Here is a 25,071-nt window from a genome sequence, read left to right on the forward strand (position 1 = left end):
GTTACCTCGACATCAAGCCGGTTTGTGAGACATCACGAATGCTGTCATAAGCATCCAACTTCAATGATTGGGCGATGAGTTTCCTAAGCTCCCAAATGCTATTAAGCATCTCGGCCTGCATCATTGATTGATCGCGTGCGAGCTTGATAACGTCCTCTGACTCAGCAACGTCGATGTACCATTCAGGTGATTGAACCCTGTATGTGTTTAAAATCTCATCGAGTTGATTTGGTGAAAGCTTTTCGTCCAAATTCAAAGCTTCAACGTTCTCGGCTCCAATTCGATTCTCAAGAAGCTGTTCCATACCAGCTGGGTCGATCCGTTGTGTATTTCTTTCTGTCATCGCGTCTAGAACAAAGGCCGCAAGCTCCTGCCTACGTTGCAAAGCAATACTAGCCGCCAGCTGCTCGCGCTCTACCGGCGTGCCATGTTCCTTTACACGCTCTATCTCAACCTCAGAAGGTGTTGGCACTGGGAAAGGAACGGCAACTATATTTTGTAGCCGCTTTAGGTCCGCGTAAGCCTCTTGATCCTCGGGGTTTAAGGGTTTGTCTGACATAAGAGCCTCACCAACCAATAGGTCTTCGTCATCAAGCTCAGATATGACTCTTTCTACCGAATAGGCTGTTCTGGGCTCACCAAGCGGTAAGGCCCGTGATTGCCGTGTGTGAGTCATTGAGCTTTTAGATAGATGCTCACGAATAGCACCAGAGCTGGCTGACCCTTGAGCCCTACCCCCTGTAGCTGAGTAAACCGCGCATGTATCTCTCGGTATGCTCCCTTTACCCAATGTTCTTTCTTCATGCATGGCCGCGCGCGTATCTTCGATAGCAGCCTCGCGAACACCAGCGTTGTACTCCGAGGTATTCAACTGATAATTCAGCGCCTCCTGAAGGATCTTAGTCTGACCTCGAATTTGCTCTCCTATAGCTATGGCTCCGTTTTGTGTTGCAATCGCACAGTTATCGCAAAAAACAGGTATGCCGCCATCCATCGACTGCGCTCGCAGCTGATTCGATGACAACAAAAGTAGAGCCATTAAAAATGTCGATTTACAGACCATTAATCGCATTACGAACGCCCTCGCTTGACGGTGCTGAAGAAGTTCCACTTGAGCTGGCCGGTGCTCGACCCGGTGGTGCTGAGGGTAAATTTCTAACAGAACCAGCTGCCTCCCGACCCATCTCAATTGCTTTACCAACATCAATACTGGTGGTCTTTCCTTCGTCATAACCCGTGACTTGCCCACCAGATCCAATCAAACCAAAGCGGTCATCAAGCTCAGCGAGCTTTGTTCCCATCACCTCTTTGTAATAGCGCTCAGCTTCACGACAAGTCATGTTGTTGATCATGTTCGCAATCTGTTGGGAATAAGCCTTGGAGATGATCGAGCCCATTGGCGACTGCATACTGTTCTGAATGCTTTCCATGACTTTGTAGATTTGATCTAGGCAGGCTCCCTCTTGAATCGTTGGCATGTTGTCAATAACAGTACTGTTTCGCTCTTCGATCCCAACCTTGGTCATTTCTGAATTACGGCTTCTGACCTCAGCCCGCTTTTCATCCATTGCGCGTGTCAAAGCACATTCCTGGGTATCAAGCTCAGGTTCTTGCCCATAGGCTGAAAAGGCCGTAACTGATAGACAAGCAACTGCTAAAGCACTTCTAAAAATCATGAATCAACACCCCCGATAACACGCATAGCGCTTGCTATGGCCTTAGCTCTACGCGCGGAAAATACAATTTCTAGAAGCTCAAAACGGTGAACGACCATCAATCGCTCACAGAACAAATCCGAGTAAATTTTTGATTCACCACCAAGGCGACCAAGAATGAAAACCAAGCGGGAAGCGATACCGGGGGTACGTCTTTCAAATAAATCCATAAGCCGTAGAAAACGGCTAGAGCATAAAAGCGCAAATAGTCTTGCAACATCAGCTGCAAGCTCGCCCTCGATAGCTGTCACAAATTCAGGATGATCCAGCCGATCAACAACCTCACCAAGAAGAAAAATGAACTCGTCATCAGGTTCTTGAACCCATGATTCTTTTGAATCCATCCAGCTCGTTAGCTTTGCAATTGAAGGACTGGTCTCAGCCCACCACTGGGCAACCCTGACAGCGCTTAACTCGGACGTAGGGTGTGGATTTATGCCGCTATGCACTTGGATGTTCACAGGAACTCCGTGAGGATGAGAAAGGTTGTTTTATATCATACAATAATCTTATACCATAGGACCACAAGGCGCTAACCATCCTGAGCCGGCGCTTGAAAGGGCTGAGACCATGAGCAGCGAGCACAAGATAGAAGTAAACAAACCTACGAGAGAAAACGTCAGGCCCGCCGATGGCCTTGTAGAGAAACCCGGCATTGCTTCACGTGTGACGGGCTTTTACCTGCTCACCCGAAATATGAAGGATATAAAGCGTCGATCTTCCTTCCCTTTGCTCAGAAAGATTATTCGCGATGAGGCTCTGCTACAGCGAACGACCATTCCCTGTGCGGATATACGCAGTGAGTTGCTAAGAAAAACAAGCCGTGGTCATCAGCTATTTTTAGTCCTTTTCTCCGTGATAAGCCTTTGGTCTGTCCTTTTATTGGTGAAAGGGGGATACGCCGCTATCACTCACGGTCATTGGTTTAATGATTCATTAATGTTCGGCCTTCCGCTCCTAGCTCTTGGAGTAGCGAGAACCTTCACCAGCTATAGAACAATCTGTCTATGCGATGAAGAGCTTTTAAAGCGTGGTCCAAGTCACGGCTACATGAAGGAACAAAGATGATGAATAGCTATCAAGGTGTCACCACTCAGAATCAGAAAGGTCTGGGCCAATACCTGATAGCGGCCTTGCTGCTGTTATTCGTGCTCTTTACGTGCGACACAGCAAGTGCTCAAGCTGTATCAGATGAGATGGTCATTCAAGCCACAGACTCGGCCAACAGTCTTGGGAATATGAATGCTGGGCCTGAGGATTTTGGTCAAGCGCTTTTGAATTTTGTTACCTATGGAAGCTACGAAAAAGGGGATTACGACACCCCTTCTCTCCTTGCCACAATCGCAAAAGTGATATGTGTAATCTCACTATTTGTTATGGCTACATTAGCTGTTGTCGGCGGGGCCAATTTCGTCATACAGACAGCCAACAAGGGTGTTCCTGGCGGACAAGTAATCTCGTCATTCTGGATGCCAATACGAATTTCAGTTGCTACGATTCTTCTTGTTCCCCTCGGCTCTGGCTATAGCACCCTTCAACACGGTGTAACCAAAATTGCTGAATACGGCAACACGCACGGATCATATTTGAGCGGTAAGGGTATTGATCACTTGGTCTCGTATGGCGCCTATTCACCACCCTTAATGGCTGACAACAAGAATCTGGTGAATGGGGTTGTTGCCGCCGAACTCTGTATGCTGCATACCAACACAAGCCTTCGTCGTGAAGCTGTAACTGTTAATACCAAGCAGGTTGGTGAAACCTTTTATTTTTCTTACGACTACACGGATACCAGCTCGTACCGCGTATCAGCACCAATCCCTAATTATTGTGGCGCTGTAGAGATAACCGCACCTGGTGCTGAAACAACGGTAATGGAGGGCGCTCAGGAATTCTTTACTGGCAATAAATGGACTTCAGGTGCAGATACCCTCACTCGGTCGAAGAATAGTGAACAGGTCGCCTCAAGGCTCTTAACTCAAAAATTCACTGGTATATTCAATACCATCCGCTCAGATGCCGCAGCTATAGCCCAAATCCTAGCTAGCGATTCATCCTCGCTCGCGAGTCTCCAAGACGGTACTGGAAGTCCAGAGTCATTCAGCAGCATGAGTACTCAATCGAACCAGTACGCTACATCAGCCTCAGCAAAATTAAACGCCTTATACTCCAAGGCAAACGTTGCTGTACAAAAGGCAGTTTCTGAAGCTGTTAATGCTGCGCGTAGCTCGGTAGCTACCGACAACCAAGGTAGAGCATGGGCTGAAGAGATAAAGGCGCTTGGCTGGACAGCTCTAGGCACCTTGTACTGGCAACAATCTAACGATCAGAAGCTAATCAATACGATTGCCAGAACACTTAGCCCAAATTACATCGAAGCACAGAGCGATGGTCAATTTGAAAACGATGAACGCTTGGGCGATCTAATGCTGCGTTACCGTGCAATGCTGGATGCTGCTAAGTCGCTTACGCCCCCGCCGTTGGATGGCAATTCATTTGGCAAGATCGTGAGCATTACTGAAGCCGGTAGCTCTGGGTCTGGCTTCTTTAAGTCTTGGATTTCTAGTCTCTCACAGTCAGTCATGCTCTATCTTGTTACCGATGATGACGGTGACTTTGTGAACCAAATGCAATCTACCGGTCAAGGTCTTGTTTCCTTCATTGATCTTAGCTATCACGCAACAGTTCTAGTTCCTGCAGCTGCAGCTGCAGCTAACACTACGGTTCAACACGTTGCCGAAAAAGTTGGGGATGCGGGTTCAGGTATCCCGATAATTGGTAAGGTTATTTCAGCTGTTGCCAGTCCAGCTTCAGGGGTAGCTAAAGGAGTTGCAGAAGGCATTTATGTCGCGATTGAGGGATACGCAGAGCTAGTCAAGGGTCTTCTCGGGCCGTTGGTCATTGCCGGTTTTATCTTGGCCGTTGTTTTACCCAGCATCCCATTATTCTTTTGGCTTATGGGTGTCGTCTCGTGGATTCTGTTTTATATCGAATGCCTGTTAATTTCACCAATATGGTTGTCTGCTCACGGCACCGCTGAAAAAGAGGGCTGGGGGTCTGAGCATACACGTCAGGGTTACATGCTCATGATTGGCTTGTACCTGAACCCAATATTGCGATCAGCCGGTTTCTTCGCTGTACTCGTCGTAATCTACCCTCTCGGTGTCCTGGTGAAGTGGCTATCGAGCTACATGCAAGGAATTATCTCGTCAGGGTTTCTAACGTCTCCATTCATTATCATTGGTGGAATGCTCGCCCTCTCCTTCCTCGCATACAGTATTGCAATGCGGGTTTTCTCACTGCCGAATGAATTATTTGAGCGTGGTTTACGGTGGGTAAACGGTGGCCAGGAAGTCACAGGTGACGAAAACGGCACCAATCGAGTAACAGCGATGGTTACTTCTTTCGGCTACAAAGCTGAAGGGGGAATGCGCGGCGCTGGAAACGCTCAACCTAGACCAACAACAGGTGGCGGGGGTAAGGCTCCAATGCCAAATTAAAAAAAAGGCCCGGTTCACCGGGCCTTTTGCTTGATGCTCTTAAAGATAGGACTGAATCTGACTACCCATAAGGAAGGTACAAACTAACAAGCCAACAACAAACAGTGATGCAAAACCTTTGGAAGTTACTATCTCTGAACGACCTAGATATTTGTTGTAAAGGTTATGCCGTGCAAGTGTGCTGTAGCTACCTTCAAAACCCAAACCGGAGAAAAATACCCCTGTTAATGCAGCGCCCAGCTTCACTACCCAATAGGAGATAGCGACGATCCCAAGTGCCGTTATAAGCTCTATGGCATCCTTTGTCGCTAGGTTGGAAAACACCCCCTGCATCTCCACGATAACGTCTTCAACTACGCTGTAGAGCGGCCCTACCCCGCCAGCACTGACATACTCAGACTCAGCCAACCTCTTGATCAAAAGATAAATGTAACCCCCCGCTGAGAACCAACCTGCGTTATAGATACCAAGCACACCCAAGTAGCTAAGACGCGATCCCCGTCCAGGTACACAAGCAGACAGAACGCCGCTGTAGTAGGACTGAGAAACCTTTGAAAAATAACCTACCAGCCCAATGCAGGCTAAGCACAATGCGATCACATCGGTTATCCAAGCAGACTGGCTCAAAAGCACCTGCATGAGCACAACCATGAACAGAGCTGTGAAGAATACCTGCCGATACGTGGTAACTTTGCTAAACATCCGCGCAACAGGATTACTGCTACCAGTGGTATAAAAGGTCATGCTACCTGGCTTGCCGCTGCAAGAAAGCCGACCATCACGATACAAACCAACTATCCCCGCCTGTACTGCAGGAGAGACCCCCCATTCTTGCGAATTCTTTTCCCAAAAGGCTGGGAGCGACACGTTGTCGCCAATTTGGCGGACAGTTAAAGCGAACTCTTCAAGGTAATTTCTGTTCTGGCTCATTTGGAAACCCTCTACATGAATACTGCTGCTAATTCCTAATCCCATGTGCTAATATTAGATTGTTAAACGCTGTATGTCAATATAATATTGCATTACTAATGCAAGTAAAGGAGCTTCATTATCAACACGAATAAGGGTGGCAGACCTTCATTACCTCAGAGCTTCAACACTACTATACGGCTCACCCCTTCAACCGCCCAGACGATGGATCAGGGCGCTGAACTACTTAGCTTTGTGAATCGTGCTTCCCCTAGCCGCGCTGCATGGTTGCGCGCCTTGATTGACGATACGCTTAAAGAGGGTGCTATTGAGGAAGCTGTTTCTATATCAATAATCAGCAAACTACTAGATAAGCTCACACCTGATCCTGGCACAAAAACGAATCTGACTGTGAAGCTCAGTAATCAACAGAGAATCATGCTGCGGAAGTTCGAGTGCTTTGCACAATCTTTAGACTGGAACATTGAGTTGAATAGAAATGAGGCGGTTCTACTGCTGATAGAGGTTCATGGAGGGGCGTACAACACATCACTAAAAAACATTCTGACTGCTTCAAAATGAAAAAAAGGCCGTCCAGGTGGACAGCCTGATAACGCTAATGGTACTCAACCCATCAAATTTTTCATGCCCGTTGTAGGCTTTCTAGATGGCGCCAACATACGGCTCTCAACTTCTCCTGCAACCGACACGCTAGCCACAATCGGTTCAAGCTCATTATCTGTGCTTTGAGACTTATTGGGTGTGGCGGAGGAAACGCTAACAGCTTGTTCATGTGTTACAGCAGCCTGTCTTTGCTGAGGTGCCGGTATCGCCTCATTAAATCCCGCCTCCCGCTCGCGCATGAACTTTTCAAAAATTGCCTGTTTGATAAATGACTGATGAACGCCCATCGACTTCTTCAGATCAAGACTCTCTACCAGCTCGGCAATGAGAGCATCATTGTGTGTTCCAGCCTTTCCAGGCTGGAACCTGATATAAACCCGCTCGTTGAAAGCGGCCACTCCCTTAGCTCCCGCCATGTTTTAGACCTGCTGCTGTGAATTCATAAACTTCAACAAGCCACGAGCGTTAGCGAACTCATCCTTAAAATCTGCATTGGGCAGAAGCAGTTCAAGCCACTTACGAAACACAATCGCGCCGCCACCAACAACCAGAATACTTTGATAGGTTGCAGTTGAGCCCACACGAGTTTTAATAAACCCACTTATACGCTCTGCCACTCCTCGGCACGCGGTATCACGCTCTTCAGTAAAATCCCAAGTTCTGCCGCTGTAGGACGCTTTGCCCGTACTCAATACGCGCTCAAGCCAATGACTAGGAAAGGTAGACCCGTGACCTGAGATTCCCTCAATCCCTTCGCTTTGCATTTTTTTACGAATGAGTTCTTCAAGCTTTGCTTTGGCATCAATGACACCAACCTTCTCTGTACCGGATTTACCGTTGTTGATGATCATTTCGCCATCACCGGTTTCGTTGATCATCTGCACGCTTAATAGATCTGTAGTTGACCCCCCCACATCTACAACAAGCACTTCGCCAAGAGTTTCCTCCATCTCAATGTAGTCTTGAGAGTAATCACCGGTATCTGTCATGGCCCAGTCGAACCAGGCACTTAATGCCTCAGCGTAAATCTGCACGCTGACCACATCAGGTTGAGCTTCACAGCCAACAACCTCAACGTTCCTCTTGCTTAAGCTTTCTGCGCTAGCGGTACGCAGTGCTGTGTTAATCACCCCCCCATCAGAGAAGAAATCACGGATAGGAAGAGTCAACGCCGCTCTCACCGGGATGCCGAGCAAACCAAACCGGGTAAGACCGTGATTGAACAATACGCGGTTAGCTACTGATGTTGGGTAATCAGCATTTCTGATGTCCATGCGGTCGTTGATAGCCGCAGAGCAGGTGTACTCAACACCGTCACACATATAAGCGCCTACACGTTCACCAGTGGTTTTACCTAGCCCCACGCCGCCAACTTGGATAAGAGAAGGCACCTTACCTGTAAGAATCGTTCCATCATCGGAGTACCAGGCAAACTTGTGATCTGCATAACCATTATCATCAGCTACTAAGCGAAATGCGGCAGTTTGCTTTTGAACCTTTTTCGTATCAGCCATTATTCAATCACCTTCTATTCATTCTACGGATCAATTGGGAGCGTGTTTTACGACTGCGATACCGGCCTGCAAGCTTCGACCGGAATCGCTTAATAGCTATTTTCATGGTCCAGCCCTTTCGTTCTAACAAAACCAGAATCAGAATCAGGACCGCGACTATCTTTAATGTGAAAAGCGTGGGGGACAGCGGTAACACCAACAAGGGAACGAGTACGCTTGTATGTGCCTCGATGATCTTTAGGCTGACCTTTGACGTTTTGCTCGCATGGCTTGTGAAAACCGTTTCGTTATCAATTTTTAGGGGCATCAGGACGCCAACCTGTCTGCTTTCATTTCTGCTTCAAGAGCTATCATTTCATTGCCATGAATAAGACCACGCTCGTACTGACGCTGAGCATCATCAATCAGACTAATCCCATGATCTTTAGTGAACCGGTGGATCAATGAAGGCATCAAATCAATAGGTGTAGCTAGCAGCTCACTACGCATATCCATCGTCAGTGCCAAGGCAGATTGGATAGCACAGCGACCTATGTTATTCGGGCGACGAAGCAAGCGTTGGTGGACGATCAAACGAGTGTTGTCGATTAGTGCATTAGTAATCCGCACACGGTCTGAACCGCTAAAGACATCAGCCATTCGGGCTATGGCCATGTGAACATTCGATGTATGTGTGGTTGTGTAGGTCGAATGTCCTGTCATAGATGCGAAGACAGCCCCTTCAATCGTTTCCTTGTCACGAGCTTCACCAAACACAACTACGTGAGGGTGCCTGCGCAAGAAATTCCGAACCGCGTCTGAATAGCTCTGAAGGTGGGCACCATAGCCCTGACGACCTATTTCGCATTGCGAAATAATTCCGGTTCGATCAGGGATGTTATTGAGGTCGTTTTCTATAGGTGAGAAGAAGGTAAGGATGTGCCTACCCTGCTCAGCGGTGGCGTGCTCACGCAAAATCGAATCTAGTAGGGTGGTTTTACCAGATCCAGTAGGTCCACAAATCAGGACGATCCCTGTCGAAGGCATGCAGTTGTCCCTGATATAAGTAGGAACCTCTAGGTCGTCCATCGTGGGCGTTTGTGAAGTACTAGGACGCATGACAATTTCAAGACCACTTTTTCCGTGTAGCCCTAAACAACCTGTTGCGGAAGATCGGAAGCGAACATGAACACCACGGCCAATGTTCAACGAATAATTGAAATCACAAGGCTCAGCGCGGATCAGATCAAGCGATGCATTAGGATTGGAGGTCATCAGGTTGACCAAACTTTCAAGCTCTTCCGTAGTTAGCTTCCGCGACCCTCTATAAACAACTCTTGAAGACCAAATAACAGACCAAGGTGAACCCGACTGTAATATCAGATCTTCGACCCCATTCGCTAGGCAGTAGTGCAGCATCTCGTTCAGGCTTTCGAGACCCATTCGTATAGGGTCTGAAAACGTGACCTCAGCAAGCTCGCCTCTAGCCCCAATGGTTGAAGCGTCTGGTGCTGCAGTACTCAGCGTGTCCATACAGGCTTCCAGTCAGCTGCTGTATTGTACTGAGCATCCCCACCAACCATGTAAATGGTCTCACCGATATTCATGGTTCGACCATTAAAGGTTACGCGGTTTGATTCAACCCGCAGTGCGGCAGGAGAAATCATATTTTTAGCTTCAAGAGTTCTGTAGAGGTGACGCCCCTCTACAGCTCTAACCAGCTGATTAACTCGATCCTCGTAAATCTGATCAGCCTGAAAAACGCCAGCCGTCCACCCTTCACGTAAGGCCTTCTTCCACTCATCTACCTCTTCGTCATTCCGAGGCAAAAGACTTTCATGCGGTGCTTCAGGGCGTTCATAGACTTGGTAAACATAATCACGCCATGTGGGTATTGACGTTACAACCCGTGCTTCCTCTTCAACTGTGTAAGCTTTCTGGACCTGGGTAGCAGCTCCTGTCTCTGGGTCATAGCTCAGTGCGTTATCAACTTGCACTATGGCTGGCATGAGCAAGCGCCCTTCACGAACGAATCCAGTAAAACTGAATGTCACATTCAGCTTTTCTTCTACTGAAGACCAATACTCCATGATCATCGAGTATCGAGCTGCTAAGCCGGTCTGAGCACCAACGCGCAAACCCTCCTGCCTAATTGCACGAATTCTGATACCCGTAGAAACGTCTCGATCTTCAACCTCTCTACCTTTCAGGTTCACCATCGCTTCCAATTCAGATGATGTCTGAAGCTGCGACGGCAACTCAACATCAACAACAGGAAAATCCATAATTTAAGCCTCGTACAATATTATTAAACGATAGCTGAATATTAGACCTGTCGCTTTTTTATGGCAAGCAAATTAGGGTCAAAGTGGGCACTAAAGCCTTATTTAGCCCATACAATCCCAGACTAGACACATAAGGCTGGATCAGGCCAAAAAGGACTCAAACAGCCTAACGCGACCCATAAGAGGTCTTTTCAAATCGCGTAGCTTCTCTAAAAACAGTGCATAGAGTGATACAAAAATGGCGAAATAGTCTGATAATGCCCATAACGACCACTAATGGCGGATATGACCTAAACTAGCCAATAATGGCGAAATAAGCCTTAACAAGCCCAATAAAATCAATTATTCCTTAAAAAGCTTTATATTTTGCTTTTAAGCCAATTGGCTACTAGCAGCAAAACTCATGAGCCAACAACCTGCCGTCCTTCCCTATCCGTGTTTTTCCTTCTAGTTACTAAGACTCCCTTACCGGTCCAAATTATTCTGATGTTGTGAAATGGAACCGGCCTTAATCAGCTCTTAACCTACGGTTTAAAAACAGCTCACGAGAGGTGAGCTGTGGTTCGCTGTATCACGCTTTGTACTGATTTTATTTGGTATAGTGATTCTGAACTGTGTATCACGCTCTGAACTGCTTTAAAATCAGTGCGAATCTATTACGGGTCTAGTGATTTGGGTGATACACCCGAATCGCGGAGCCGCTTGCCAACACCTCAGTTGCTGCCAGAAAAGGTTACAAATGACCATCAGTGAAAACATCAGATTCCGCGCAATAGGCTTGTTATCTAGCTTCCAAGAGCACTGTCTCAAAGCCACTGTGTCTCCAACTCATGATGGTGCATCCCAAGCACCTAAATCCTCTGGTAACAATGAACGGGTTATTGGCAGCGAAGTGGCTGTATCTGTTGCCGAGGACACATTGAGTACAGAAATCGGCGTGGTAGATGATGCTGGTTATGTACCTGGTGGCGTTGATGACTGCCGGATAGATATGACACAGCTACTTTGTTGGCTGAATGATCGGTTTGGTGGCAAGGGTGTGAGCTTGACTACAGCGAAGTGCTACCGGCGTTGGCTTGCTAGTTACTTTGACGCCATAGGTCACCCAGACTCATTGATGATCAGGAACTGGCAACCACCCAGTTCGCAAGAGGCTGCGTTGGCAAGTGATGCTGCAGACTCGGAATACTTGGCAGCAAAGACCTATGACCCAAGTAGGTCGTTGGTCACCTCAGATGATTTGTTGCCAGGGAACACGCGGTATTTATCGTTCATTGACCGTGAGAGCCTGTCGCTTTTGTTAGAGCAACTGTTGAGTGTGACGGCCAAAGGGACGCCTCGTTACCAAGCAGGGCCAGAAGCAGCGTTGATGTTTACGGTGAGCATGATGACTGGACTGCGCCCACACGAATGGCCTACAGCACGGTATTTAGAGCTTTTCTTTGATCCCGAGACAAAGCTTACGTTGGGACCAGTGTTAGAGGTGATGACGTTGAAGCAGTCGAGTCGTCGTGAAGATAATCCCTTACGCGAGAAGCGATACCTTGTGCTAGATAAATGGCCGAAGGACCAAATTGAAAGGGTAGTGGCTTTCATAGATCAGATACAGGGTTCTGCGGAGGACTTTGATGCTTATTACAACCGTGCTCGGATGACCTTAGGGCGCGCGTGGAAGCGCGCACAGCGTCTAGCCATTAAAACCAACTCTAAGGCCGAGGATGTCGCCAAAGGTCGTGACTCGTTACCACAGGAGCCCTTGCCCCCAAAATCAGACAGCCTTGGTGACGAAGGTAACGATGTTGAGGCGACAAAGGTGAGAGTTGAGGAATCTAGTTACAGCGGTATGGTTATGGTGGACGACACTCGTGCAGTTGGCTTCTATACCGCGCGCCATGTGTTTGCAGAAGAGATTAGACGTAGCGTCTCCCTGACACGGTTTGAGCTTGCCGCCATGTTAGGGCACTCATTGTTGACGAATCAGGTGTACTACGGCCCCAAGATGGAAAGCAGCGACCGCGAGTATGACTTTGTGTTGCCAAGGCCTTGGCCGGGAGATGCTGACGAAATCAAGCTGTGGGATTACAAGGTCAATCCATTACGCACTGCGTACATGCAGGGTGATTTATTTGGTGGAATGAGTGGTACTGAAAGTGAGCAGGGCAGTAGCTTCAGTAGAGACGGAGCATCGAGCTTTTACCTGCGTTGATGTATTCGGGCATATAGCAACCTGGTTACCAAGATTAATCCGTTGGTCTCAAACCCAAGTTTCTATTGCCCCCTACCCCTTTGTTGTCTTTGCCCCCAATCGACAAACAGCCTTTCATTCACAGAATCAATGGCACGACATAGCCCGTCTATGTCAAAAGCTTAATAGTCCTGCTAATCGTTCGCTTTTGAGCTGATGTCGTTGCTTCTCCTGAAATATGTATAGTGTTATTGTACCGCATGCCAACAGCCGATTTCAGGCGTGATCCCGCTGGCATGGTGGAGGTTTTAGATGCGTCGATTTCGACTGCATTCAATAAGTGATGTGACTGTTGATTCAGAGCCAATGCCTGCTTGGCATAGCGCACGGGCAACTGCGCGTTACTTAGGTGCCTCACCTATCGAATTGCCGACAACACTCCCCTCAATTCAAGAATACGAACTGTGTACAGGAGATGAACCGATTTTTCGGGCTCCGAAATTTGAAGCTGCTTTGTTGAGGCTTGAGCATTTAGTGGATGGCGATTCTAAAGTTTTGAGTTCTGAGAATCGTTGGCCTACCTATCTGAGGGTTAATAACCTCCAGGCAGTAAGCGCGAAGATGCTTGAAACAGCCCCCGAAGGTTTAACCCTTGAAAGCAGCTTACGAGATTGGCAGCGGCATTGGGTTAAGGAGTCAGTTTTCATTGAGATTATGGCGGCGTCACTGCCACATTCGATTAGGCCATCTCTTGTCAGGCTTAATATGCGTGAACAATCAAAGGGTCGAGGACGTTTAGCTAACCTTGATGAATGGCCTTTGATTGGCCTTGAAGAAGCTGTAGAGAGTGAGCGGAAGCTTCTCAACGAGATGTCGGCATCAGGGGTAAGGCTTAACCGGCGTTATGTGATCCGCAAGAACAAGTGGCATCTCAATCTAAAACGTAGGATTGGTGATCATTTCAATAACTGTACTCATCAAGGCCTAGATGCCGCGTTGTCGAGCTGGCTTAGAGTGTGGCGAGACACAGGTGTGATGCGAACAATGTCTGCAGCTGTGAGTGGCAGAGCACTGCCCTCCTTCGCCGGCAATTTTATTTCGGAATCCGAAATTCAAAAAAGTTATTTGTTCAGCCGCTTTAAAACATCCTGCAGCTACCAGTTAACCGTGTCTTCTAACCCAAGTGAGTCATACCAAGTAAGCAAGAAAACGATGGTCGATGCGGGTTCGATTTATCAGGTTGATGGCGCGTTGTTTTACGGATCGTCTGAGACGGGTAGTCAGTTACCCATAGACAGCATTGGTATCACTCAGGGTTTTAGCCATCACACGTCTGAAGTATCGCCTTGGTGCCCTTTAAGATTAGTTGCAAACGAAATGACTCGTCTGGGATTACAAAAATCAGATGGACGCCATTTTAAGTTGATGGGCTTAACGATTACTAAGTCAGGTAATGCGGCGAGTGTTAATCCTGAGCTTCTGGACACAATTAAGAAGCTACCTGCAGCAAGCGAATCAAAGAATCGCTCCTTACGTTTAACAAACTTGCCCACAAGCAGAATGTTGGGATTGCTACCAGCGACTTGGTTATCTACCGACAAGGTTACGGATGAACCACATTTAATACGCAACATGCGTCTAGATGAGGCTTTAGTGAGCCATTGGCTGGGCAGCGTGCGCAGAGTCATTTGTCACGAAGATTCAAATGAGGTTTTGCGATTACGGAATCCGAAATTAAAAAATGTCCGCGACGTTAATACCCATCAATTCTGCACTGACCTAATTTCGTTGGCGAATGATGGAATAACTAGCGTTGCTGGCACAGTAAACGTACCAGGCTTCCAAAATGAAAAGGGATCTGTTTACAGGGTGCCTTTGGTCTCAATCATTCTTGAAGAAGCTGTTGCGTTGATGGAGCTTGCGACTGTTCCCAAGGATAACCCCCAAGGTCTGAAATTTTCGGTACGAATCGAAAGCAACCGTAAGTCACTACATTTAATACGAGTAGTCTTTCGTTCACTGTATCGAAGCGGGTTTGACACGCACGACCTTCATCTTTTCCTGAAGTCTTTGCTCGTAGATTTACTAAGCGGCTACACCAGTGATCTGTGTGTGCGCTACCAAATGGTTCGAGTTGGCGATGACAAATACCGGCTAACCGCCCTCCCCTTCTGGTCATTCGCAAGTCACACCTTCAAGAAAGATCATCTATCTGAATTCAGTGGCCTTGTCACGATATCGCCAACCTTAGGTGAAGAAATAATTGCATCCAAGCCCATGCGCATATTGTTGTCCAGGCACACAGGAATCAGCGTTGGCTTTATCAATTCAAGCATCTCAGCAATTCAATGCGAGCTTACCAAGCAAGGCAGGGAGTACGCGCATTGCGAGCGGTTTCTAAAAATGACGGATAGACACAATTCATTTCGGATTCCGAAATTTCAATAATCAAAAATTTACCGGCAACCAGCACTACCAAATCACATTAGGAGTTAGTTATGACAAATGACAGCAACAACAACGATCAACTGGCACGGGTCAATAATCGTCTCCGCAATATGGGAGCGGCAATTGATTCCAATGCGATCAGTGGCTATGCGGTTGAGTCGGAAGAAGGCAAAGCGATTATGGCCCACATGCTTACGTCCATAGCAGCTGATGATTTTGATCCAGCTGAAACGCGCAAGATGATCACTGATCGTCTGTCTGCAGCCAAAAACTAAACGAGGACTTATCTATGAGCCATAAAGCTAAAGGTATCGGTAAGTTCCGTGAAATCCAGTACGACAACAAATTTGGTATCACTGACCAGTTTGTCATCAATGAAGCTGAAGCGGTGCTGACAACATTGGCTTTTGCAGAAGGCCTACCTGAGGGTAAATTTGATTCAGATCACCTCAAGAACATCCACGCTCACTTGCTAGGTGATATGTATGAGTGGGCGGGTCAATTTCGGGACACGGAATTGGTGGTTGGGAATACAACAAGTATATCCATGACAAAAGCGTCAGAGGTTGTTGATTCCACCAATAAGGTGATGAAAGCAATTGAGAGCGAAAACTTCGGTGATATGACACGCATTGATTTTGCCGACAAGATGGCTGACTACTACACAAAGCTCTATGCCATTAGTCCATTCCCAGACGGTAACGCACGGACTACGCGAGCTTTCATTGATGCCCTGGCTAGTTCCCACGACATGCAGGTTGAGTGGTCACAGCTACCTGGCGATGCATTTAACTCTGCAGTTGAGATGGCATTGGATGGTCAATCGAAGGGCTTGAACACGTTGATGCGTATTGCAGTTAAGCCTGTTGATCTGTTTGATCTGCATAGCACGGCCAGCATCAAGCTAAAGACATCAAATATCATCCGCGAGGTTGGTCTCAATAGTGCTCTTATTCCTGTGGACCAAATAACGTCTGCAGCTGATATCAACAAGCTTGCGCGGTTCGCCAAGATAGAAGTTGTTAAGAGCCTTGAGCAGTTTTCAAAAGCTGGAACGAGCTTCATGCGTGATTGGGCTACAACGAGTATTGAGCATTCACAAGCTAGCTCCTATGACAGGGCTCACGGAAGCGCGCTGTTAAACGACGTTCTACAGCGAATGGATACAGACTCTGGGCCGGGGCTCAGGGGCCCAACGAACTAACCATCTTGAGAAGGGCGCTAAGGCGCCCTTTTTTGTGTCTGTAATTTTTCGATTTCGGAATCCGAAATTCTAGGAGTTTCTTTCTAAGGCAGTTAATTCAGCCGATATGCAATGAAGACATTCTTAGATCACCTCATGAAATATTGAGCACCTACTTCCTAGAAACCCTCGTGACAAATACACACGTGAGCTTCTTGCTAGCTTCAACTCTCAATCCTGCCCTCAAAGATCTGTCCAGTCTTGGACCCAACCTTGATGACCTCCAGCTGAATAGATCCTGAATGACGATGCCACATAATCGAATCCATTCTGAGCGTGAGTGCTGATCGGAGTAGGGGAGGGGGTTTGTTAAATATTCAGCGATGGTTACCAGCTGAGCACGGTCTTTTGTTTTGCAGTTTCGGATTCCGAAATTCTAGGCCGCGTACCTGGTAGCTGTTGGCGAGCATTGGTTTTGATTGATCAACCGGGTTTGGGTTTGGGTGTGTAGTCAAATCTCAAAGAGATGTCGTAGCGACTTATTGTTTTTAAACCCTACTACTATAGGTGTCAGATTTTCTGGGTTAAGGGTGACAGTATTTCTAGACAGGCTGTGGATAAAGTAAGTGAGCATGTCCTTGTAAATGAGATTTTGTTGAAGTGAGGTCAAAATCGACCCTCTGTAATCGCTTATATGACGCGATAGAGCATGAGGTAGTGCTCTTTTATGGGTTTAGAGGTGTGAATGACCACAGAGGCTCCTGCGGCCTTCTACGCAATGGTGATTATCTAATATGTAATTTCGGAGTCCGAAACGTCAGGAGGGGGGAGGGTCTTCTTTGCGTTTAGCTAGAATTGACTTCAGACCCTCAATTCCACGCTTTGCAGTTTCGGGATCGGGAGTCTGGCTTTCTTCGTGCTTCCAAAGGTTGTGAGCTTGGCTATAGGTGCCGGTCTTTGGTAATTGCGAGAAACGGTCAGGTGACCGATTCTTAGAAGGAGTGCTTGATGGCGTGTTGAGATTGCGTTTCTCAAGGCCAAGCGCTCTACGTCGAAGAGTCTCTAATGCAATGTTTAGTTTAAGATCACGAAACAGATTGAACGTCAGCCGAATGAACCTGGTGTTAGCCATCCTGAGGATGTAGCCAGACCTCACTAGCGTTCCCATGCAGCGCTTTACAGTGCGGCTATTAAGGCCCGTGTGGCGCGCTATCTCGTCGTTGTAGAGTGGTCTAGTAATATTGTACTTCGGATTAACAAAGCGGCATTCGAGCGTTTTGATATCAAGCCGTTTAATGAGGTGATTAAGCACCTTAATAAGCGATTCACGGTGTTGGGTGTGAATCATGTGTGGCTTGTGATGCTTGGGTGCCCTGGCGCCAGCGTAGATTACAGATTTGGTAACTATCGACGCGGGAAGGTTGTTGGCGTAGCGAGCATAGACAAGCTGCGGCAAGGTCTTCGGATCTATCCGAAATCCCTCCAGCTTCTCTATTAGTCGCTCTTTTAGCTCAAGAACCTTCATTTTACGGTTCGGGCTATTTAATCCTGGGGGAGGGTATCGGAGCGGGGGAGGGCTCTAACTAAGCAAAAGTGAAAAATAATGCTCTTTTGCTGTTTTATCCGAAAATGCGACTTGACCACATTTCGGAAAAATGGGAGTATTTCATTGAATCTTTTGCACGTAAGGTCACATGCCAAGTGATCGCAAGAAGTACTCCCGGTTAGTTGAGCGTCCGCCAAGACACACCTCGACTTCACCGGGATTTTTTTTGCCCGCAATTCCTTATTCGTTATTTGTGCCATCAAGCACTAATTGATACTTCCACTCTGGAAATACCTCAGTTGTAACAAAATCAATTTTCGGATTCCGAAACTGCGTAAATGGCAATAGCTATTTAAACTATTTATATTTTCGGATTCCGAAATTAGTAAAAATTGATCAGCCCTAAAATAGATTCAATAACGACACAACTAAGCTAATCAGACATCAATGCTGGCAAGGGCAAAAAAAAGGTACGAGCAGCCGTAAACCGCTAAGCCTAAAAAAAGGCAAAGGGATTCTGTCTGCGCCTATGCGCTGCAAAAAAATAGTTGTGAAGCCTTGAATTTCAAGGGGTTTGCCGTAGAGCCGGCAAGTGGCTGACGGTCGCCTGTTATCAGGTCTTTCGTCAGCAAGGCGGGATATGTAGCTGCCAAGCTACTGAATCTTTTGCCCGCAAGGATGCTTCACATGTACAGAGCATCTCTATTTGAGCAATATACAACCATATAAATCTTTGAGCTGCAACCAAATTGACATGCATGTTCTGAGTTACCATTGTGGAACTCGAAACTTGAATAGGCCTTTACCGGATGAGTGTTATCGAAGCTTCAAATAAATCTACTAATTTGAAAGCCCTCTGCGCGAAGTTACACTTTCAGCTAAAGCCATCTCGTGTGATTGCGCTGATAGATAATCATGCGTTCGGTATTTCGCTCGTGAGGGTAGCAGCAACAGCGCCTGCCGGTGAATCGAGCAAGGACTATTTCAGCCATGCTTGGCCGCAATTTCGTCTAGCCCTACCTGGTCGTATTTTAGAATCACGGTTCGATCTTCGACACGGTAATGGTTTGGCGATTAAGCGTGTCTTTGCCTCATGGCTACCAGCTGATCTTTTTGTAGGTGGCCTTACCGTTAAGCGTGACTCTTGGGTGCTTGTGGTGCGTGGCCGGTTTGCTAGTGAAGCGGGATCTATCGTGGTCAATGATAGTGCTCTGGCTGATGAGCAAGTACATTTTCATCAGTTATTCAGGTATGTCAGCGATATAGCGGGCTCTGATCCAGAATCCGATAAGTTGGTGGTCTGAGGGTAGGGTAGCGCTAATGCGCTCTGCCTCACCCAACCCCCGTCTTGTTCTCCCCACGTAGTTCTGTGTAATTCCGCCTTACCAATCGCCTTTGCCCTTAGTGCAGCTTCCGCTAATGCGGGGGCATTGCTGTGGGCGCTCTACAGCCTTTCTTAGACCTGAGTTGGCGTTGAGCTGGGCTCCTGTTCCTGTTGTTGTATAAGAATATTGTACTGTGATAATGTGGCGACTCTATGAACCATCACAGGTTTATCTACGGGGTACTTCGATGACAACATCACCACGCCTACTGAGCAAAATATTCCTTTCAGGAGCGGCTGCATTCTTTTTGTCATCGGCAATGGCTGAAGGTTTTGACATTACGAATCATAACCTCCCGGTATTGACAGCAAACGTGGTTGTCGAGTCCCAGCCTTGCCCTGGAGTTGGTGCCAAAGGTTTCAATTCAGTGGGGAAATTACTGTCTTGCCAAGCTGGTTTCTGGTCTCGTCACGAGCCAGTTGACCCCGGTGCGATGTGTGGCTTCCAGTCAAACTGGGGAACAACTGGAAACGGCTGTCTTGGTTACAACATGTACACCCAAGGTTGCCCAGCAGGTTATTCTTTGAATGATTGGCAAGGTGAGATTGGTCAAGACCGACGCTTCATGTTTTGTACAAAAAACTGATTCTTGGTCGTAACTGCTTTGATCATGCGAGATTATGCCTACTTCTGAAGAACACCAACGTTTAACCAATCAGGGCGCATCTTGGTTGCGTAGGAACGGTTTTGGTGTGGTTGCCACCGAGTTAACCTGTTTCGGCAATCGAGAGCGTCCTGATGTCTTAGGCTTTCGTAGCAGTTGTTCTGCCATGATTGAGGTTAAGGTAAGCCGATCTGATTTTCTTGCCGACCATAAAAAACCTGAACGCTCATCAGGTGGAATTGGCGTTTATCGTTTTTATTTATGCCCTGAGGGCTTGATAAGCCCGAATGAATTGCCTGCTAAGTGGGGGCTTCTGTATTCCAAGGGCCGAACGGTAAATGCCGTGGTTAAACCCCGAGGGAATATCTGGCCAGCTTCAACACCTCAACCACCAGAGATAGAAGAACTCTTTAAGGAGTGGCGTGAGTTCCAGCATGAATCTGATGCTCTTGCTGAGAGAAGCGCCTTGTACTCAATAGCACGCCGCTTAGTTGCCAAAGCCTAGCTAGGTAGGGGTAAATGTACTGGCGATTATCGTACGTTCGTTGGTGCCCAGCCCAGCTGGAAGCATATAAATTTCATAGACCGTCCTACCCTTTTTGCGCTCCCTCACTATCGTATAATAATACCGCCATATCTTATTGCTCTTCGCCCTCTCTTCCCGCGTAGCCCTATGAGTAATTACCCCTAGTTGAGATGCGCCACATGTGACCAGCTGATCTAATTGATCCTTTCAACATGAATGGTGTGATCATGCTGACCTACCTGGCCGATACAAGAGCGATGCTGCACGGTATCTCGTTTTTCGCTTTCTATTTTGTTAGTTACCTATGCGCAAAGCGTCTTGAGGCTGAATGCCCGATACCAAGCAGGGCTCAGGTTGCAGCTCTGCTGTTTAGTGCATGCCTAGTGCTCTCTGCCGCATGTTTCGTCACTCCGCTTACTGGTGAGGCTGTGAGCGCCCTTGTGGTGCTGGTTGGACTTCTTGCGCACATAGCCCGCTCCTTCAGATCCCCTAGCATCAGAGCGTTAGCAATTTGCTTGGCTATGTCTTGGGGATGGGAGCTGATTATTCAGCCCCTAGTTACGGTATACGGAGCGCCAGCAAGGGGATACATCCAGTGGGGCCAAGTATCAACTGATCTTGTTGGCATCGTGCTTGGTGCTTGCGTGTGCTGGTCTCTGAGGTTTAGAGCGCCAGCAAGCAGAGTTGGATGTTAGGCGCCGGCGCCAGCAGAAATGACGGGCTCAATAAGCCATCGCCAGAGACCAACAGCATTGGTGGCACAGAAGCATATTTGTAAGCAGAGTAAGCCCCAAGCTTTGAGGTTGTAGGAGAAGACAGCCAAGGTTGAGCTGCTTATTGCAAAGCCAATCCAGCCATAGGGTGACAACCCAGTATTGCTCGCAATCATCATGGCGCCAGCAATGCCGGCAATTGCTCCAATCCACTCAAGGCCGCGCATTGTTTTAGTCACAGTACGAACGCCTTGTGGGGGTAGGTGGGATGAGCCCTATGGGCAGAGACCCTTTTCAGAAGGCATCTCCTAAGCTGGGCATGCGCTGGTCATTACCAGACATTGCGCTCATTACCCGCTCACGTTGTATGGAGGGCAGGCGGAATACTTCAGAGCGCTTAATCAACAAGCCCAGCTCGTTGGTCTCGTCTGTAATGTCACCCGCCCTGTCTAGGCGTGACCCTATCTCCATTTTTGGTTCGCTTCTCGCCGGTGTTTTGTAATCAAGATTGAGCGGGAACCGAGATGGGTATTCGGGCGTTGCGTACCACAACACCATTTTCTGAGTGATGGTGTCGAACTCATCATCCAAGACCAGATATCGCACCTGGTGGGTAGCAATATGATTTGCTGCCACAGCCCATCGCGTTGTGACTGTAAAATCACGTACCGGCTTGTTTGTTTCCACATAAAAGCCATTGATCGCTTTGGTGCCAATATTCCTGCAGACAACGAGATAATCTTTGTTGGGGTAGGGGCGCCGAGCCGTTAGCTCCTGACCGCCTTTCAAGTCTAAGCCTAACTCAGGGCATTTAAGGTCAATGAGAGCGCATGGCTCAGTTGCACGATTTGCATAAATCTGGGGTGTTAGGTGGATCAGCATGTCGTTTCCTCTTAGGTCGAGCTACTAGCTTTGCTTCATTCAAGGCCTTTCTTCTGAGCGCCAGCAATGGCGCTTGTGGCCTTGCGAATTGAAAACTCACTTTCTGTACCATCACTGAATTTCACGACAAAACCTTGAGTCGTGCCTCCCTTATCGCCGGTGCCACGCTGTATGTTTCGCACGCAAAACGAGACAGGCTCAGCCTTCATTGGGTAGTCAGTAAACTTGCAGTACTTGGTATACAGGTCTTGTAGTTGGTCGAACTCAGCTGAATCAACGATATCGGTATTCGTACCGGCGTACTTGTCACGGATGGCATAGAAGAAATCGTTGGCAGCAATCTGCGAAGCAAAGCTTTTGTCGAGGATCATCACCTTATTCGGCATCATCATTCCCTGATCAGTAGGTGGGCTCGCAACGTGTTTGGTGGTTGCAAGCCCTTGGTTGGTCGTCTCTATGTTTTACTGCCTAACCTGAGATACGACAACTTCATTGTTGCCTAAATACCGATCAAGCTTGCTAGCCCTGCTTGCTATTGCTGCCAACTTTTAAATGCTATGAGGCCAAAGGTTTCTCGGCCTCAAGCGTCCCACGGTGGTATTCCTCGGCACTCAGTAGCATAGGTGCCCAGCTCAGATATTCTGAGCGAGTACGCGGGTCAGTGAAGAAGCGTATGTAGTCGCCCAGCTGGTACGCGCTGACATTGAACAAGCTGCTAATTGGTACTTTGATCTGAGCTTTCACCATTCTGTCGAAGCTGTAACTCTTCTCGCGCAACCAAGTGAACGTAGCCACCTTGCTCCGTGGTGTGAGTGAGGCCATGAAGGCAATGCGACCGGGGCCGGGGTCGCCATAGGGCCTAAGCCTCTTGTAGTAATGTTTGCGCTCGTAGGGGATTTTATAATTGTTGTCCATTTTCACGTTCTCCCTGTCAGCCTCTCTTACTTCCCCCATTTCCTCTTGGCCGAACATAACCGAGTCTTCGGTTACCTGGGCGTTGCACTTCTGAACGTATGCGTTGATGTCGGGGGAATCACCCCAGTGCAGGGCCATCGAGCTGTCGTAGATAAGCTCTACTGACTTGCTGAACGAGTCAGGGCTCCACATCTTCACCGGGGCGTGCGGTATTAGCGTGTGGGTCCGGTCGAAAAGTCCTTGGACCACTAGAGCCACACGGTTGTATTCCTTAATTTCGGTTTGAATCTTCGCCATCGCTAGATCGTAGTAAACACTGCTGTCATCGCAGGGATGCCAAGATTGGATAGAAAAATGTGAATCCTTGTAGGGGTTGGCATACCACCATGATTGATTAGGGTTAGCTATTTCCCATTGCTCTTGTGGATTATCGAGTACCCACTGTTTGCTTTTTGCTTGGTTGATGTCGCTTTTAGCAACCCTGTCATCAAAGTCACGCTTTGTGATCATCGTTTCAATTCGGTCGCTCCCCCAAAGCTTCATCATCATGGGTTCTGAGGGATCGAACACCGCTCGCTCGGGAAATATCTGCTCGCCAAAGTCAATTTCGGTGCTCACGCGATAAAGCTGCTCGCCATTGCGGACCATCAAATAGGTTTGCCTGTCAGCTTCAGCCATGCTGAAAGCAACGAAAGCACTGATGTTATCTTCTGACCGGTCTTTGGTATGTCGGCGCACCTTCATCGACACCATGCAGCGCGGGAAGGGCAATATGCGATTGACGTTATTAGGTTTGGCTAGCCATCTATCAAATGCGTCCATCGACTTAAAGGTCATTCCACCCGTCTCATAATCAAGAAGGCACTCTTCGTCCATGTACAAGCGACGTTGCATGACCCTTAGCTTCTCATCACGAGCTGCCGGCTGACCGTCTGTGATGGTCACGACAGTTTCAAAAATGCCCGTATACAGCTGGATATTGAATAAGCGGTCTTCAATTTTGCTAACGCTGGCTTTCATTGGGCCTAGCTTGGCCTGCAGGGGTAATCCTGTAGCCCCCATCCATCGCGCAAGCTCGCCTGACAGCTCTTCATTGCGCTTGAATAGTGCCGGCAAGGTTTCTTTCTGCGCCAGCACCAGCGCGTTCTTAAAGGCATCAACATCGACTTGGCCTGATAGCAAGGCAAGCGATCTTCCTTGGCTGTCACCTGTCGTTTGATGATTTAGCTGTGGGGCAATGCCTAGCTCTTCAGTCAGGCGCTGGATTTCTGCCATGTTGTCGGCCAGTGCGTGTTGGTAAAGCTCGACCATCGACTTTATGTAAGCGTCCGCTTCAGGCTCATGGGTCAGCTTCACATCGAATTCATCACGGTGAACACGGCTGACACGGCAACCCTTCAGCTCTGGCTCTGATAGCTCGACGTAGTTGCTACCAATCTCCCTGACACACATAAGCACGGGCTCATCGCTGTAGTTACGCCAGTACCATTGGCCGAGCTGGGCCGTCTCAAAGCCAGTATAAAACCGTTCTACCTCGACGCTTGAGATAACGGACGGTTGTGTAGGTTTGCCCTGGCTTTCGTTATCCGCAGTCATAGCTGATTATCCTTCTGCGCGCGTGACGATATCGTTCATGGTTTCACTGGTAGCCAGTATCCGACCTGACTTATGCCAACGTTCAGAGGTGCCGCAAGACACGTATAAGCCATTGCATCCAAAGTCATGCTTGGTTGACGACTGCTGAACAGTGACGCGCTCGCCGCTACGGGTTAAGTACTCACCCGGCGCCACAACAATGCTTGGCAGTAAAATCAGCGGAATAATGTAGATGCTCATGAGGTCACCTTAAGCAGGGTGTTGTAAGCGCCAGCAACGACAGACTTACAAGCCGTTGGAGTAGTAAGCGCCATCTTGGATGAAGCCGAACATGGAGCCGCCGAAGTGGTATTCAACCAGAGAGCCAGCGCCGGTCATGCCACCATAGTTTTTGGTGGTCACAGCTTGTGGTTCCAAGCCAACACTCACGCGCTCGTCATTTTCTTTGTCAGCTGTCTTGAGTACTGCGTTGAATTCGGTTTCGCTAATTTGCTGCATGTTTTGGCCTCAAGTGCTGATGTGTATGCATCATAATAGGTGTGTTAAACGCACCTTGTCAACG

General features: G+C 48.0%; 25 protein-coding genes. 10 read left to right on the forward strand and 15 right to left on the reverse strand.

All coding sequences use genetic code 11. From position 1 onward, the window contains the following. Position 1 precedes the first annotated feature (1 nt). From AC1XYH_RS19635 to AC1XYH_RS19645, 3 genes are read right to left on the reverse strand one after another with little or no spacing between them, the layout of a single operon-like run. On the reverse strand, positions 2-1,072 hold the full coding sequence (locus tag AC1XYH_RS19635; RefSeq protein WP_483326457.1) for a hypothetical protein: 1,071 nt from the start codon (positions 1,070-1,072) through the stop codon (positions 2-4). Continuing rightward, on the reverse strand, positions 1,053-1,676 hold the full coding sequence (locus AC1XYH_RS19640; protein WP_483326458.1) for a hypothetical protein: 624 nt from the start codon (positions 1,674-1,676) through the stop codon (positions 1,053-1,055). The genes AC1XYH_RS19635 and AC1XYH_RS19640 overlap by 20 nt, the downstream gene beginning before the upstream one ends. After that, positions 1,673-2,176: a type IVB secretion system protein IcmW gene (locus AC1XYH_RS19645; protein ID WP_483326459.1), complete on the reverse strand. Its 504-nt coding sequence runs from the start codon at positions 2,174-2,176 to the stop codon at positions 1,673-1,675. The genes AC1XYH_RS19640 and AC1XYH_RS19645 overlap by 4 nt, the downstream gene beginning before the upstream one ends. Positions 2,177-2,285: 109 nt before the next feature. Between AC1XYH_RS19645 and AC1XYH_RS19650 the strand changes: the two genes are divergently transcribed. Next, positions 2,286-2,783 (forward strand): hypothetical protein, encoded by a 498-nt coding sequence (locus AC1XYH_RS19650; protein ID WP_483326460.1) that lies wholly within the window; start codon positions 2,286-2,288, stop codon positions 2,781-2,783. Beyond that, positions 2,780-5,215 (forward strand): DotA/TraY family protein, encoded by a 2,436-nt coding sequence (locus AC1XYH_RS19655; RefSeq protein ID WP_483326461.1) that lies wholly within the window; start codon positions 2,780-2,782, stop codon positions 5,213-5,215. Before AC1XYH_RS19650 ends, AC1XYH_RS19655 begins: the two co-directional genes overlap by 4 nt. A 39-nt stretch (positions 5,216-5,254) precedes the next feature. On the opposite strand, the gene AC1XYH_RS19660 is transcribed toward AC1XYH_RS19655, so the two are convergent. Further along, entirely contained in the window at positions 5,255-6,145 is an 891-nt protein-coding gene (locus AC1XYH_RS19660; RefSeq protein ID WP_483326462.1) for a hypothetical protein, read from the reverse strand. A 276-nt stretch (positions 6,146-6,421) separates the two neighbouring features. Here AC1XYH_RS19660 and AC1XYH_RS19665 point away from each other — a divergent pair, with 276 nt between their 5' ends. Continuing rightward, positions 6,422-6,706: a hypothetical protein gene (locus AC1XYH_RS19665; RefSeq protein ID WP_483326463.1), complete on the forward strand. Its 285-nt coding sequence runs from the start codon at positions 6,422-6,424 to the stop codon at positions 6,704-6,706. 44 nt (positions 6,707-6,750) lie between these two features. On the opposite strand, the gene AC1XYH_RS19670 is transcribed toward AC1XYH_RS19665, so the two are convergent. The 4 genes from AC1XYH_RS19670 to AC1XYH_RS19685 form a co-directional block, all read right to left on the reverse strand. After that, entirely contained in the window at positions 6,751-7,146 is a 396-nt protein-coding gene (locus AC1XYH_RS19670) for a hypothetical protein (protein WP_483326464.1), read from the reverse strand. Positions 7,147-7,167: 21 nt separating this feature from the next. Continuing rightward, positions 7,168-8,262 (reverse strand): plasmid segregation protein ParM domain-containing protein, encoded by a 1,095-nt coding sequence (parM, locus tag AC1XYH_RS19675; protein ID WP_483326465.1) that lies wholly within the window; start codon positions 8,260-8,262, stop codon positions 7,168-7,170. A gap of 306 nt (positions 8,263-8,568) precedes the next feature. Continuing rightward, a complete protein-coding gene (locus AC1XYH_RS19680) occupies positions 8,569-9,774 on the reverse strand; it encodes an ATPase, T2SS/T4P/T4SS family (RefSeq protein WP_483326466.1) in 1,206 nt (401 codons plus the stop codon). Then, the gene (locus AC1XYH_RS19685) at positions 9,762-10,526 is read right to left on the reverse strand and encodes a type IV secretory system conjugative DNA transfer family protein (RefSeq protein WP_483326467.1); all 765 of its coding nucleotides are present in this window, start codon (positions 10,524-10,526) and stop codon (positions 9,762-9,764) included. The genes AC1XYH_RS19680 and AC1XYH_RS19685 overlap by 13 nt, the downstream gene beginning before the upstream one ends. A gap of 739 nt (positions 10,527-11,265) precedes the next feature. Here AC1XYH_RS19685 and AC1XYH_RS19690 point away from each other — a divergent pair. From AC1XYH_RS19690 to AC1XYH_RS19705, 4 genes are all read left to right on the forward strand, one after another. Further along, on the forward strand, positions 11,266-12,732 hold the full coding sequence (locus tag AC1XYH_RS19690; RefSeq protein ID WP_483326468.1) for a hypothetical protein: 1,467 nt from the start codon (positions 11,266-11,268) through the stop codon (positions 12,730-12,732). 291 nt (positions 12,733-13,023) lie between these two features. Further along, positions 13,024-15,159, forward strand: coding sequence for a hypothetical protein (locus AC1XYH_RS19695; protein ID WP_483326469.1), 2,136 nt, complete (start codon positions 13,024-13,026; stop codon positions 15,157-15,159). A 50-nt stretch (positions 15,160-15,209) separates the two neighbouring features. After that, positions 15,210-15,434 (forward strand): hypothetical protein, encoded by a 225-nt coding sequence (locus tag AC1XYH_RS19700; RefSeq protein WP_483326470.1) that lies wholly within the window; start codon positions 15,210-15,212, stop codon positions 15,432-15,434. Between the two features lie 14 nt (positions 15,435-15,448). Next, positions 15,449-16,363, forward strand: coding sequence for a Fic/DOC family protein (locus AC1XYH_RS19705; RefSeq protein WP_483326471.1), 915 nt, complete (start codon positions 15,449-15,451; stop codon positions 16,361-16,363). A gap of 796 nt (positions 16,364-17,159) precedes the next feature. Here the strand turns inward: AC1XYH_RS19705 and AC1XYH_RS19710 are convergent. Further along, on the reverse strand, positions 17,160-17,867 hold the full coding sequence (locus AC1XYH_RS19710; protein ID WP_483326472.1) for a hypothetical protein: 708 nt from the start codon (positions 17,865-17,867) through the stop codon (positions 17,160-17,162). An 830-nt stretch (positions 17,868-18,697) separates the two neighbouring features. Between AC1XYH_RS19710 and AC1XYH_RS19715 the strand changes: the two genes are divergently transcribed. From AC1XYH_RS19715 to AC1XYH_RS19725, 3 genes are all read left to right on the forward strand, one after another. Then, positions 18,698-19,192, forward strand: a complete 495-nt coding sequence (locus AC1XYH_RS19715; RefSeq protein ID WP_483326473.1) for a hypothetical protein — start codon at positions 18,698-18,700, stop codon at positions 19,190-19,192. Between the two features lie 268 nt (positions 19,193-19,460). Then, entirely contained in the window at positions 19,461-19,859 is a 399-nt protein-coding gene (locus AC1XYH_RS19720; protein ID WP_483326474.1) for a hypothetical protein, read from the forward strand. Between the two features lie 34 nt (positions 19,860-19,893). Further along, the gene (locus AC1XYH_RS19725) at positions 19,894-20,382 is read left to right on the forward strand and encodes a hypothetical protein (protein WP_483326475.1); all 489 of its coding nucleotides are present in this window, start codon (positions 19,894-19,896) and stop codon (positions 20,380-20,382) included. A 712-nt stretch (positions 20,383-21,094) separates the two neighbouring features. Here the strand turns inward: AC1XYH_RS19725 and AC1XYH_RS19730 are convergent. The 6 genes from AC1XYH_RS19730 to AC1XYH_RS19755 form a co-directional block, all read right to left on the reverse strand. Further along, a complete protein-coding gene (locus AC1XYH_RS19730) occupies positions 21,095-21,355 on the reverse strand; it encodes a hypothetical protein (RefSeq protein ID WP_483326476.1) in 261 nt (86 codons plus the stop codon). 55 nt (positions 21,356-21,410) lie between these two features. Then, positions 21,411-21,998, reverse strand: a complete 588-nt coding sequence (locus AC1XYH_RS19735; RefSeq protein WP_483326477.1) for a DUF6012 family protein — start codon at positions 21,996-21,998, stop codon at positions 21,411-21,413. Between the two features lie 35 nt (positions 21,999-22,033). Continuing rightward, complete coding sequence (locus AC1XYH_RS19740) at positions 22,034-22,390, reverse strand: hypothetical protein (protein WP_483326478.1); 357 nt, start codon at positions 22,388-22,390, stop codon at positions 22,034-22,036. Positions 22,391-22,553: 163 nt separating this feature from the next. Next, a complete protein-coding gene (locus AC1XYH_RS19745; RefSeq protein ID WP_483326479.1) occupies positions 22,554-24,509 on the reverse strand; it encodes a hypothetical protein in 1,956 nt (651 codons plus the stop codon). 6 nt (positions 24,510-24,515) lie between these two features. After that, the gene (locus tag AC1XYH_RS19750) at positions 24,516-24,749 is read right to left on the reverse strand and encodes a hypothetical protein (protein ID WP_483326480.1); all 234 of its coding nucleotides are present in this window, start codon (positions 24,747-24,749) and stop codon (positions 24,516-24,518) included. Between the two features lie 45 nt (positions 24,750-24,794). Then, positions 24,795-25,007 carry a hypothetical protein gene (locus tag AC1XYH_RS19755; RefSeq protein WP_483326481.1) on the reverse strand — a complete coding sequence of 71 codons (213 nt, stop codon included), beginning with the start codon at positions 25,005-25,007 and terminating at the stop codon, positions 24,795-24,797. Between the last annotated feature and the right edge of the window lie 64 nt (positions 25,008-25,071).

Source organism: Pseudomonas sp. GW-45 (assembly GCF_056896675.1).